13 protein-coding genes are annotated in these 11,046 nt (G+C 71.3%); 3 read left to right on the plus strand and 10 right to left on the minus strand.

Going from position 1 to position 11,046, the window contains the following annotated elements:
- Positions 1–128: 128 nt before the first annotated feature.
- Together ACT4N7_RS28110 and ACT4N7_RS28115 are read right to left on the minus strand one after the other, a co-directional pair.
- Positions 129–1,283, minus strand: coding sequence for a serine hydrolase domain-containing protein (locus ACT4N7_RS28110; protein ID WP_444831894.1), 1,155 nt, complete (start codon positions 1,281–1,283; stop codon positions 129–131).
- Positions 1,284–1,471: 188 nt separating this feature from the next.
- Positions 1,472–2,437, minus strand: a complete 966-nt coding sequence (locus tag ACT4N7_RS28115) for a zinc-binding dehydrogenase (protein ID WP_444831895.1) — start codon at positions 2,435–2,437, stop codon at positions 1,472–1,474.
- A 66-nt stretch (positions 2,438–2,503) separates the two neighbouring features.
- Here ACT4N7_RS28115 and ACT4N7_RS28120 point away from each other — a divergent pair, with 66 nt between their 5' ends.
- From ACT4N7_RS28120 to ACT4N7_RS28130, 3 genes are read left to right on the plus strand one after another with little or no spacing between them, the layout of a single operon-like run.
- Positions 2,504–2,725 (plus strand): hypothetical protein, encoded by a 222-nt coding sequence (locus ACT4N7_RS28120; RefSeq protein ID WP_444831896.1) that lies wholly within the window; start codon positions 2,504–2,506, stop codon positions 2,723–2,725.
- Between the two features lie 9 nt (positions 2,726–2,734).
- Positions 2,735–3,151: a ribonuclease domain-containing protein gene (locus ACT4N7_RS28125; RefSeq protein ID WP_444831897.1), complete on the plus strand. Its 417-nt coding sequence runs from the start codon at positions 2,735–2,737 to the stop codon at positions 3,149–3,151.
- The gene (locus ACT4N7_RS28130; protein WP_444831898.1) at positions 3,148–3,447 is read left to right on the plus strand and encodes a barstar family protein; all 300 of its coding nucleotides are present in this window, start codon (positions 3,148–3,150) and stop codon (positions 3,445–3,447) included. The genes ACT4N7_RS28125 and ACT4N7_RS28130 overlap by 4 nt, the downstream gene beginning before the upstream one ends.
- Before the next feature lie 2 nt (positions 3,448–3,449).
- Here ACT4N7_RS28130 and ACT4N7_RS28135 read toward each other — a convergent pair whose 3' ends face one another.
- From ACT4N7_RS28135 to ACT4N7_RS28170, 8 genes are all read right to left on the minus strand, one after another.
- Entirely contained in the window at positions 3,450–4,223 is a 774-nt protein-coding gene (locus ACT4N7_RS28135; RefSeq protein WP_444831899.1) for an enoyl-CoA hydratase-related protein, read from the minus strand.
- A 106-nt stretch (positions 4,224–4,329) separates the two neighbouring features.
- Positions 4,330–5,073: a sirohydrochlorin chelatase gene (locus ACT4N7_RS28140; protein ID WP_444831900.1), complete on the minus strand. Its 744-nt coding sequence runs from the start codon at positions 5,071–5,073 to the stop codon at positions 4,330–4,332.
- Positions 5,074–5,970, minus strand: a complete 897-nt coding sequence (locus ACT4N7_RS28145; RefSeq protein ID WP_444831901.1) for an ABC transporter permease — start codon at positions 5,968–5,970, stop codon at positions 5,074–5,076. It abuts the gene before it with no gap.
- Complete coding sequence (locus ACT4N7_RS28150; protein WP_444831902.1) at positions 5,957–6,751, minus strand: ABC transporter ATP-binding protein; 795 nt, start codon at positions 6,749–6,751, stop codon at positions 5,957–5,959. The genes ACT4N7_RS28145 and ACT4N7_RS28150 overlap by 14 nt, the downstream gene beginning before the upstream one ends.
- Positions 6,752–6,781: 30 nt before the next feature.
- The gene (locus ACT4N7_RS28155) at positions 6,782–7,834 is read right to left on the minus strand and encodes an ABC transporter substrate-binding protein (protein ID WP_444831903.1); all 1,053 of its coding nucleotides are present in this window, start codon (positions 7,832–7,834) and stop codon (positions 6,782–6,784) included.
- Between the two features lie 51 nt (positions 7,835–7,885).
- A complete protein-coding gene (locus ACT4N7_RS28160; RefSeq protein ID WP_444831904.1) occupies positions 7,886–9,214 on the minus strand; it encodes a sulfate adenylyltransferase subunit 1 in 1,329 nt (442 codons plus the stop codon).
- A complete protein-coding gene (gene cysD / locus ACT4N7_RS28165) occupies positions 9,214–10,125 on the minus strand; it encodes a sulfate adenylyltransferase subunit CysD (RefSeq protein WP_444831905.1) in 912 nt (303 codons plus the stop codon). Before cysD ends, ACT4N7_RS28160 begins: the two co-directional genes overlap by 1 nt.
- Positions 10,126–10,131: 6 nt before the next feature.
- Positions 10,132–10,887 (minus strand): phosphoadenylyl-sulfate reductase, encoded by a 756-nt coding sequence (locus ACT4N7_RS28170; protein ID WP_444831906.1) that lies wholly within the window; start codon positions 10,885–10,887, stop codon positions 10,132–10,134.
- Positions 10,888–11,046: the final 159 nt, after the last annotated feature.

The following is an 11,046-nucleotide window of genomic DNA, read 5'->3' on the forward strand; positions in this document are numbered from 1 at the left end:
GCCCCCCCGCCCCCGGGGGGCGCGGCGCCCGCCCCCCCCCCCCGGGCCCGCCGGCGCCCCCGGGCGCGGGGGGGGGCCCCGGGGGCGCCCCGCCCCCCCGGGGGGCCCCGCGCCCGACTCGACGTGACTTACCTGGAGGCGTAGACGGCCCTCTCGAAGTTGGCGTACATGTCCAGCGCGGCCTGCGGCACGAACGGCAGGAAGTTGCTGTAGATCGACCCGGCGATCCCGCTGGTCGGGTCCACCCAGAAGTGGGTGTTGCACAGTCCGGCCCACGCACCGCTGCCCGCGCGGCGCATGCCCGGGATGTCCCCGGTGTTGAGCAGCAGGCCGTAACCCCACTTGTAGCCGGGCCCCGGGTAGAAGCCGTGGGTCGAGGCCGGGTCGGCGGTCTCGATCGCGGCGGGGAAGTCGAGGTCGCCGATCTGGTTGGTGAACGCGCTGTCCACAGTGGACTCCTGCAGGATGCGGACGCCGTCGAGTTCGCCGCCGCCGAGCAGGGCGCGCTGGAACTTGATGTAGTCCCGCGGCGTCGAGTAGAGGCCGTGGCCGCCTGCCCAGTACTCCGGTTCCTCGACGAGCGCGATCTCGCTGGCCGACCAGGTGCCGTCTTCGCCCTGCAGATGGATCGGGGTGGTGTTCCCGGCCTGGTCGGCATTGCGGTGGAAGGTCGTCTGGTCCATCCCGAGCGGACCGGTGATGCCCTCCTTCACGGCGACGTCGAGGGTGACGCCGCCTGCGGCCTCGACGACCTTGCCGAGCCAGTCGGTGTTGATACCGTATTCGAAGGTGGTGCCCGGGTCGGCGACCATCGGGGCGGTGAAGATCGTGTTGGTGCCCGAGAGGACGTTCGGGGTGCCGGTGACCGACTCCCAGCGCACCAGGTCGGCGTTCCAGAACCAGTAGCCGAGGCCGGTCGTGTGGGTGACGAGTTGCTTGACGGTGGCCCGGGTCGCAGGCGGGCGCATGCGTGGGGTGTCGCCGTCGAAACCGTCCAGAACCTGGAGGTCGGCGAACTCGGGACGGTAGGTGTCGATCGGGGCGTCGAAGTCCAGGTCGCCCTTTTCTCTCAGCTGCAGTGCGGCAGCCGTGGCCACCATCTTGGTCATCGACATGATCCGAAAATGGGTGTCCACGCCGACCGTGTCGTTGCCGCCCGCGACCTTCGCGCCCGCGCCGCCTGCATAGATCACGCCGTTGCGATCCGCGGCGATCGCGGCCACGCAGGGCACGGCGCCGCTGTCGACCGCGGCCTGCAACACCTTGTCTATGTTCGAGCTCATGGACTTGTCTCCTCGCGTGTTCGCCGGGAAGCGGGCCTACTAACATTGACCCCACCTGATTGACACGTCAATGGCACTCGATCGGTTGAGGGACAACGGATCTGGGACCGGTCATCGTCCACTCAGGATGCGGGCGCAGCGCTGCCACGGTCGCCGCGCGCTGCGGCGGCCGTGGCAGTCCGCTCGGCTCAGCGGGTGAAGACGATTTTGCCCGCGGTCTCGCCAGCGAGCATCTGTGCGAAGCCGTCCTCGGCCTTCTCCATCGGGAGTTCGGCACCGATCCGCGGTCGGATGCCTGCGACCTCGCAGAAGTTCAGCAGATCGCCCAACTCCTCCCGGGTGCCCATGGTCGAGCCGACGACGCGGAGCTGCAGGAAGAACAGCCGCTGCAGGTCGGCGCTCGGGTCGGGGCCGCTGGTGGAGCCGGACACCACGATCACGCCCCCCGGCTTGAGCGCGCGCATCGAGTGCGCCCAGGTGGCCTTGCCGACGGTCTCGAACGCGCCGTCCACCCGTTCGGGGAGCCGGGCGCCGGACTCGAAGGTCTGGTGGGCGCCCAGCTCCGCGGCCAGCGCGCGCTTCTCCTCGGTGCGGCCGGTGACCCAGACGCGCAGTCCGGCGGCCTTGCCCAGTTCGATCAGCGCGGTCGACACGCCGCCGGACGAGCCCTGCACGAGCATGGTCTGCCCGGGCCGCAGCCCCGATTTCACGAACAGCATCCGGTAGGCGGTCAGCCACGCCGTGCCCATGCACGCGGCCTCGGCGAACGACAGCCCCGCCGGCTTGGGCAGCGCGTTGCGCGCGGGCACCACGACGGTGTCGGCGAACGCGCCCTGGTGCTTCTCGGTGAGCAGGGTGCGCTTGGGGTCGAGGGTTTCGTCGCCGCTCCACGACGGGTCGCCGACGACCGAGTGCAGCACCACCTCGGAGCCGTCGGCGAGCACCCCGGCGCCGTCGCAGCCGAGGATCATCGGGAACTGCTCGGCCTTGATCCCGACGCCGCGCAGCGTCCAGAGGTCGTGCATATTGAGGCTGGCGGCCTTCACGGTCACCGCCACCCAGCCATCGGGCGCGGTGGGGTCGGGGCGCTCACCCACGGTCAGCGCGGCCAGCGGGTCGTCTGGACTTGGCTCTGCGGCATACACGGCGAACATGGTTGAAACATAACCAAGCCAGGCGCCGATCGCCCGGCGGAAGTGGCCAAGGTCTACGCTCGGATTGTGCTGCAAGGGTTGTCGGAGTGGTGGAACGACGTCGAACTGTGGATCATCGCGGTCCCGTTCGCCCTCCAGTTCGCCCTGGTGATGGCCGTGCTGCTGCCGTTGTGCGTGGTGTTGGCCTGGCTGATCGATCGGGTTGTCGACTACGCGTCGGACACGGTCGGCACCTCGCGCGACGAGCCGCCGCTGGGGTCTCGGTCGAGTTCCGACGCGGATTCGTAGGCTGACCGGGTGGGTTCTCGCACACGCATCACCGCCGCGCTGGTTGGCCTCGTCGTGCTCGTCCTCGCGGGCTGGCTGATCCGTGACGCGGGCACCAGCCCCGCGGGCGGTGCGGCGTCCGTCCCCGGGGCGGGCACGGGCCTCGCGGTCCGGCCGCTGTCCGAACTGCCCGAGGAGGCGGCGCGCACGTGGCGGCTGGTCGAGCGCGGCGGCCCGTTTCCGTATCCGCGCAACGACGGCACGACGTTCCAGAACCGCGAGAAGCTGCTGCCCGAGCAGAAATCCGGCTACTACCGGGAGTACACCGTGCCCACGCCGGACAGCCCCGACCGCGGCGCCCGGCGCCTGGTGACCGGCGCCGCGCGGGAAGTGTTCTACACCGGGGATCACTACGCGTCGTTCGTCGTGGTAGACCTGGCCCGGTGATCGAACATTTCGTGGACGGCTCGGCCGTGCGCAGCAAGCGGGCCATGTTCACCGCGGTGTCCCTGGCACTGTCCTTCCCGGACTGGTTCGGCCACAACCTGGACGGGCTCTACGACTGCCTGGTCGACCTGTCGTGGCTGCCCGAGGGCGAGCACGTGCTGATCTGGACCCACCCCGAGGTCCTGGCGAAGGCCGACCCGCCGGGCTACCGCGCGATCCGCGAAGTCCTCGACGACGCCGTCGAGGGCTTCACCGATCCCGACCGCTCGCTGTCGATCGTCCTCGCCGAGGGCTAGTACTACACCTGAGGTACCCAGTTCGGCTTGCGCTTGCCCATGAACGCGGCGATGCCCTCCTGCCCCTCCTGACTGGCGAAGAAGCCCGCGGACAGCGTCAGCATCTCGGCGAAGTCGGCCGACATGTCGCCCGCGGGTGGTCGGCGCAGCATCTGCTTGGTCGCGGCGAGCGCGTTCGGCCCGCCCAGCGCGAGCATCCCGGTGTAGCGGTCGACCTCCGCGTCGAGGTCGGCAGCGGGGACGGCCGAGTTGATCAGGCCGATCGCCACCGCGCGGGCCGCGTCGAACTGTTCGCCGGTCAGGAAGAGTTCGTGGGCGGCGCGGGGGAGCAGGCGGGGGACCACCGTCACGGAGATGATCGCGGGCACCACGCCGATGCGGACCTCGGTGAAGGCGAAAGTGGCGGTGTCGGCGGCGACCGCGATGTCTGCCGCGGCCACCATGCCCACGCCGCCCGCGCGGGCCGGACCGGCGAGCTTGGCCACGACCGGCTTCGGGCTGGTCCAGATCCGTTCCAGGATCGCCGGGAACTCGGAGACCCCCTGCGCCCCCGCCGCCGCGCCGCCCGCCTCTTTGAGGTCCATCCCGGCGCAGAACACGGGACCGGTGTGGTCGAGCACGATCACGCGCGCGTCGCTGTCCGCGATGGCCGTGGTCAGGTGGTCGCGCAGCTCGGCCCGGAGTTGCGCGGAGAGCGCGTTGCGGTTGTCCGGGGAGTCCAAAGTGATCCGTGCCACACCGTGTGCGACCTGGTAGTGCACCAACTCGTCAGCCATGCGGCCACCCTAAAGGCGGGTGGGGTGCCGCGGGCGCCCCACCCGCGCGGCGCTATCCGACCGTCGTGGTGGTGATGACCGGGTTCGGGATATGTGTCACGCCCGATTACGCGGAGCGCACGGCGGCGCCGCGGACCTCGTCGTACCGGTCGAGCACCAGGTCGGCCAGCTCGACGGCGGGCCCGAGCGGCGCGGCCACCAGCGCACCAGGGTCGGCGGCCACGGCCTGCGCGATGACCCGGTCGGGCAATCGGCCGGGGGCCAGGAACCAGGACGCCACCGCGATCCGCTCGGCGCCCCGCGCGCGCAGTGCCGCCACGGCGGCGGTGACATCCGGGTCGGCCGCGGCGAATGCCGGTCGGACGCCGGACCAGCCCTGGGTCCGCGCCCACCGCGCGGCGACGGCGGCCACCCGCGCGTTCGCCGGGGCGTGCGCGGACCCGGTCGCAGCGAGCACCACGCCGACGTCGGGATCGCCTGGCCGCACGCCGATCTCGCGCAGCCTGCGCAGCGCCGCCGCCTCCAGCCGGGCGTCCGGGCCGAGCACGTCCGCGACGGTCACCGACAGCCGGGGCAGCCGCGCGGTGGCCGCGTCGACCAGCGCGGGCAGGTCGACCCTGGCGTGGAAGGCGCGGCCGAGCAGCAGCGGCGCGACCACCACGGCGCGGTGTCCGTCGCCGTGCAGCGCGGTGAGCACGTCGATAAGCCGGGGCGCCGACAGGTCGAGGAACGCGCCCCGCACGTCCAGCCCCGGCCTGCGCGCGCGCACGACCGACAACAGTTCGGCGACTGTGGCGGCCGAGCGCGGGTCGCGGCTGCCGTGGGCGACGGCGACTAGTGGGGTGTTCATTTAGAACGATCCGTTCAGGCCGCGGGCGCGCAGCACCGCGCGCTCCAGCGGCCGGAAGACCAGCAGTTCGATGCCGACGCCGACGAAGAAGATCAGCAGGATGCCCGCCAGCACCATCGACATGTCCGAGAGCGACATGCCGTTGTGCAGGTACTGGCCGAGGCCGAAGCCGAGCTGCGGCGAGGTCGCGATCAGCTCCGCGGCCATCAGTGAGCGCCACGAGAACGCCCAGCCCTGTTTGAGTCCCGCGAGGTAGCCGGGCAGCGCGGCGGGCAGCAGGATGAACCGCGCCGAGTCGAGCCTGCCCGCGCCGAGCACCTTGCCGACCCGGGGCAGGATCGGCGGGATCTGGTCGATGCCCGAGACCAGGCCGTTCGCGATGGACGGCACCGCGCCGAGCAGCACGACGGTGTAGATCGCGGCGTCGGTGATGCCGAACCAGAGCACCGCGGCGGGCACCCAGGCCACCGACGGCAGGCTCTGCAGCCCCGAGACCAGCGGCCCGAGCGCGGCCCGCACGATCCGCACCTTGGCCAGCAGCAGCCCCAGCGGCGTCGCCACCGCCACGGAGATCAGGAACCCGATGACCGCGCGGTGCACCGAAACCCAGAGGAACTCCCACACCTGGCCGCTGCGGACCACCTTCCAGATCTGCTCCCACACCGCGAGCGGCGCGGGGAGCTGGTACTCCGGCCAGATGGCGCGCGACCAGAGGATCTGCCACACCACGACCACGATGACCAGGGCGGCGATCGGCGACAGCACCGTGCGGGCCAGGCCGCGGCTGCCCGCTCCCTTGGCCGCGACCGGCGGGGTGTCCAGCGCGTCGAGCCCGGCTTCGACACTGGCTGCCTGGTTCTGCTCGTCGCGGGAGGTGGTCGCCTCACGCGGCGGCATGGCTGCTGATCACCTCGCGCAGGCGGGTGTTGATCTGCTCGACGGCGTCGGCCGCGTCGGCACCGGAGAGCCCGTCGACGGGCCATTCCTGCACGACGCGGCCCGGCTTGGACGACAGCAGCACCACCCGCTGGCCCAGCCGCACGGCCTCGCGCACGTCGTGGGTGACGAACACGACGGCCGCGCCGGTCGCCTCCCACACCCGCAGCAGCTCGCCCTGCAGCACGTCGCGGGTGATCGCGTCGAGCGCGGAGAACGGCTCGTCCATCAGCAGCAGCGACGAGCCGGGGCCCCGGCTGTCCTGCAGCGCCGAGGCCAGCGCCCTGGCCAGCGCGACCCGTTGGCGCATGCCGCCGGACAGCTCGTGCGGGCGCTTGTCGCCCAAGCCGCCCAGGCGCACCAGCTCCAGCAGGTCAGCCGTGCGGGCCTGCCGCTCGACCCGCTTGACGCCCGCGAGTCGCAGTGGCAGCTCGACGTTGCGCGCCGCGGTCAGCCACGGCATCAGCGCGGCTTCCTGGAACATCACGGCGGGCCTGCTGCTGGTCAGCTCGATCCGGCCGCCCGATGGCGCGTCGAGCCCGGCGATGAGGTTGAGCACGGTCGTCTTGCCGCAGCCGGAGGCGCCGAGGAGGCAGACGAACTCGCCGGGCGCGACGGTGAGGTCGATCCCGTCGAGCGCCGTCACGGCGCGGCGGCCGTGCCCGAAGGTCTTGCGGACATCCGTCAGCCGGACAACGGCGTCGGTGCCGGTGTGGGATGCGGCCTCAAGGGTGGCGGTCATCGTCTTCGCCTGCCTTCCTCGTCGTCCTGCCTACTTCTGGTCCAGGCCCGCGGCGTCGGCCGCCTGCTTGCCCGCGGCCTTGAGTACCGCGTTGAGCGCGCCCAAGTCGACGAAACCGGCGAGCTTGGTCTCCTGCTGGGCGATCCCCGCGGTCACCGCGTCCTTGGCGAGCTGCGGGAAGGTGGCCGCCAGCGGGTCGGTGCTCAGCTCGATGGAGGTGAACGCGCGGTCGATCACCGGGGCGCTCAATCCCTTGCCGGTCAACGCTTCGAGCTGCTTGTTCACCGCGAGCTTGGCCTCGGCGGTGTTCTGCTGGGCGAAGTCGTTCGCGGCGAGCAGGCCGCGCAGCAGGGCCTGCACCGTCTGCGGGTGATCACGCAGGTACTGCGTGCGGACCAGCAGCACCGTGGTCGGGAACTTGCCGTCGCGCCACAGTTCCTTCTCGTCGAGCAGGACCTTCGCGCCGGCGTCGAGCACGAGCCGCGAGGACCACGGCTCGGGCAGCCAGGCCGCCTGCACCTCGCCCTTGCGGAACGCGTCGAAGGTCTGCGCGTTCTCCCGGTTGGTCACCTGGACCTTGTCGTTGAGGCCCTTGTCCACCAGCCACTTCTTCAGCGACACGTCCTGGGTGTTGCCGAGCGCTGGGGTGACCACCGTCTTGCCCGCCAGGTCTTCGGGCTTGGTGATGTCGGCGGTGGTCACGAGCTGCGCGCCGCCGGAGGTGCCGCCCGCGACCAGGCGCACGGCCTCGCCGTTGGACTTGGCGAACGCGTTGAGCGCGGGGCCGGAGCCGATGAAGCCCGCGTCGAGCGAGCCGCCGAGGAACGCGCTGACCTCGGTCGGGCCGTCGTTGAACTTCGTCGGGATGAGCTCGGTGCCGCTCAGTTCCTTGGCGAACAGGCCCTTCTCCAGGCCGACGAGCGCGGACGCGTGGGTGACGTTGGGGAAGTAGCCCAGCCGGAGCTCGGCCGCGAGGCCCTTGTCGGTGCTCTCGCCCGGGGCGGGCGCGGGGGCGGTCTCGACGCGCGTGCAGCCGACGGTCGCGGCGAGCAGGGACAGGGCGACCGTGACCGCGGCGAGCACTCGCGGTCGGTGTGAACTGCGCTTCACTTCAGGCCTCTCGGGGTCGGGGAGTCAGGGAGACACGAGATCCGGGTTGGCGGCCTCTCCGCCACTGGTACAGCTCCGGTCCGCGTCCAGCGCGGGCAGGCTCGCGCCCACGAGGCCCGCCGCCAGGGTGGCGCCGTCGGCCGGGTCGATCACCAGGAAAGCCCCGGTGCGCCGGTTGACGGCGTAGTCGTCGAGCGGCAGCGGCTCGGCCGTGCGCACCTGGACGCGGCCGATCTCGTTGAGCCCCAACGTCTCCGGGCCGGCCACAGTGGACAGTTTCTGCTCGTCGAAACGGGCGGTCAGCTCGGTGACCACGGCCTGCACCGTGCGCGCGCCGTGCTTGACCAGCACCCGGGCACCCGGGCGCAGGGCCTTCTCCGACAGCCACGCCAGGGTCGCCTCGAATTCGTCGGCCACCGCGGGCGCACCCACCGCGGCGGCGATCAGGTCGCCGCGGGCGATGTCGATGTCGTCGGACAGCACCAGGGTGACCGAGCGGCCCGCCTCGGCCGCGGCCAGTTCGCCGTCGTGGGTGTCGATGCGCTCGACCGTCGTGCGCAGCCCCGCCGGGAGCACCACTACCTTGTCGCCCTTGGTCACCGTGCCCGCCGCGACCAGGCCCGCGTAGCCGCGGTAGTCCGGGTGCTCCGGCGTGCGCGGGCGGATGACGTACTGCACCGGGAAGCGGAACGGCGCGTCGTGCGGGTCGGGCTCGACCGGCACGTTTTCCAAGTGCTCCAACAAAGTCGGGCCGACGTACCACGGGGTGTGCACCGACCGGTCGACGACGTTGTCGCCGACCAGGGCCGACACCGGGATCGACAGCACCGAGCCGAGCGGGTAGCCCAGGGCGGTCGCGTGGTCGGTGAACTCCTTGGCGATGAGTTCGAAGCCCGCCTCGTCGTAGTCGACCAGGTCGATCTTGTTGACCGCCAGCACCAGCCGCGGCACGCCGAGCAGCGCCAGCACCGCGGCGTGCCGCCGGGTCTGCTCCAGCACGCCCTTGCGCGCGTCGACCAGCAGCACCGCGAGCTGCGCGGTGGACGCGCCGGTCACCGTGTTGCGGGTGTACTGCACGTGCCCGGGGGTGTCGGCGAGGATGAAAGTCCGCTTGGGGGTGGCGAAGTAGCGGTAGGCGACGTCGATGGTGATGCCCTGCTCGCGCTCGGAGCGCAGCCCGTCGACCAGCAGTGACAAGTCTGGAGTGGACAGTCCTTTGTCGACACTGGCCCGCTGGACGGCGTCCAGCGTGTCGGCCAGCACGGACTTGGTGTCGTAGAGCAGGCGGCCCACCAGCGTGGACTTCCCGTCGTCCACGCTGCCCGCCGTGGCCAGTCGCAACAAGTCGCTCATCAGAAGTAGCCCTCCCGCTTGCGGTCTTCCATGGCTGCCTCGGACAGTCTGTCGTCCGCGCGGGTCGCGCCGCGCTCGGTGAGCCTGCTCGCCGACACCTCGGCGATGACCTGGTCGAGATCGGCCGCGTCGGACAGCACCGCGCCCGTGCACGAGCCGTCGCCGACGGTCCGGTACCGCACGGTCAACTCCCGCACCGGTTCCGTCGCGCGCGGGCCGAACCACGGCCCGGCGGTGAGCCACATGCCGTCGCGCTGGAACACCTCGCGGCGGTGCGCGAAGTAGATCGACGGCAGGTCGATCCGCTCGCGCTGGATGTAGCGCCACACGTCGAGTTCGGTCCAGTTGGACAGCGGGAACACGCGGACATGTTCGCCCGCCCGGTGCCTGCCGTTGTACAGGTTCCACAGCTCGGGACGCTGGCGGCGCGGTTCCCACTGGCCGAAGGCGTTGCGCAGGCTGAAGATCCGCTCTTTCGCCCGCGCCCGCTCCTCGTCGCGGCGGCCGCCGCCGAAGACCGCGTCGTAGGAGTTCGCGGTGATGGCGTCGAGCAGCGGCACCGTCTGCAGCGGGTTGCGGGTGCCGTCGGGCCGCTCTTCGAGCCTGCCGTCGTCGATGAAGTCCTGCACGCTCGCCACCACCAGGCGCAGGCCGTGGCGCTCGACGGTGCGGTCGCGGAACTCGATGACCTCGTCCAGGTTGTGCCCGGTGTCCACATGCAACAGTGGGAACGGGACCGGCGCGGGCCAGAACGCCTTCACCGCCAGGTGCAGCAGCACCGTGGAGTCCTTGCCGCCGGAGAACAGGATCACCGGTCGGTCGAACTCGCCCGCCACCTCGCGGAAGATGTGGATCGCCTCGGATTCGAGCCGGTCGAGCGCGTCCAGCGGCGTGGTTTCCAGAGTCGTCATGAGTCCCTACCCGTGCAATCCGCACTCGGTCTTGGCCTGGCCTGCCCACCGGCCGCTGCGCGAGTCCTGGCCCGGCAGCGGTTTCGCGGTGCACGGCGCGCAACCGATGGACGGATAACCGGCGCCCACCAACGGGTTCTCCAGAATCCCGCGGTCGGCGATGTAGTTCGTGAACTCTTCGTCGGACCAGGCAGCGATCGGGTTCACCTTGACCAGGCCGTTGCGGTCGTCCCACTGCACGATCGGGGTGCTCGCCCGGGTCGGCGCGTCCACCCTGCGCACCCCGGTGACCCACGCGTCGTACCGGGCCAGGGTTTCCCGCAGCGGTACCACTTTGCGCAGGAAGCAGCACTGCGCCGGGTCGGTCCGGTTCAGCGGGCCGAACTCGGCCTCCTGGTCGGCCACCGACTGCTCGGCCTCGGCGTTGACGATGCGCACCTCGGGATAGACCACCGCCACCGCGTCGCGGGTGCCGATGGTCTCGGCGAAGTGGTAGCCGGTGTTCAGAAATAACACATCCACGCCGGGCTTGACGGTGCTGACCAGGTGCGCCACCACCGCATCGGCCATCGACGCGGTGACGGCGACCCGCTCCCCAAAGTTCTCCGCGGCCCAGCGCACGATCTCGATGGCGGTGGCGTCCTCGAGTTCGAGCCCGGCCTTGGTCGCCAGGCGCTCGGTCTCTTCGGCCCATCGCGCGTCGCGCCGACGGACGTGGGTGACCCCCGCGAGCGGCAAGGGAACCGCCTCGGTCAGGCTCATGCGGCCACCTCGCCACGGCCGAACGGCACAGTCCTCGCGAGGTGACCGCCAGTGTTCATGATGAACTCGCTGCGCTCGCTCATATACCGCTCACCTCCAATCCCAGGAACTTCACCGCGAACGCCCGCCGGCAACTCGCGCACAGCCACTGCCCGTGGG

Source organism: Actinokineospora sp., from assembly GCF_052390155.1.
Lineage (GTDB): Bacteria > Actinomycetota > Actinomycetes > Mycobacteriales > Pseudonocardiaceae > Actinokineospora.

Excerpts from the sequence above, each read along its gene's own strand:
- cysD (WP_444831905.1), bottom strand. The coding sequence starts at position 10,125 with ATGACGACTCTGGAAACCACGCCGCTGGACGCGCTCGACCGGCTCGAA.
- ACT4N7_RS28115 (WP_444831895.1), bottom strand. The coding sequence starts at position 2,437 with ATGTTCGCCGTGTATGCCGCAGAGCCAAGTCCAGACGACCCGCTGGCC.
- ACT4N7_RS28140 (WP_444831900.1), bottom strand. The coding sequence starts at position 5,073 with ATGAACACCCCACTAGTCGCCGTCGCCCACGGCAGCCGCGACCCGCGC.
- ACT4N7_RS28135 (WP_444831899.1), bottom strand. The coding sequence starts at position 4,223 with ATGGCTGACGAGTTGGTGCACTACCAGGTCGCACACGGTGTGGCACGG.
- ACT4N7_RS28160 (WP_444831904.1), bottom strand. The coding sequence starts at position 9,214 with ATGAGCGACTTGTTGCGACTGGCCACGGCGGGCAGCGTGGACGACGGG.
- ACT4N7_RS28110 (WP_444831894.1), bottom strand. The coding sequence starts at position 1,283 with ATGAGCTCGAACATAGACAAGGTGTTGCAGGCCGCGGTCGACAGCGGC.
- ACT4N7_RS28145 (WP_444831901.1), bottom strand. The coding sequence starts at position 5,970 with ATGCCGCCGCGTGAGGCGACCACCTCCCGCGACGAGCAGAACCAGGCA.
- ACT4N7_RS28150 (WP_444831902.1), bottom strand. The coding sequence starts at position 6,751 with ATGACCGCCACCCTTGAGGCCGCATCCCACACCGGCACCGACGCCGTT.
- ACT4N7_RS28170 (WP_444831906.1), bottom strand. The coding sequence starts at position 10,887 with ATGAGCCTGACCGAGGCGGTTCCCTTGCCGCTCGCGGGGGTCACCCAC.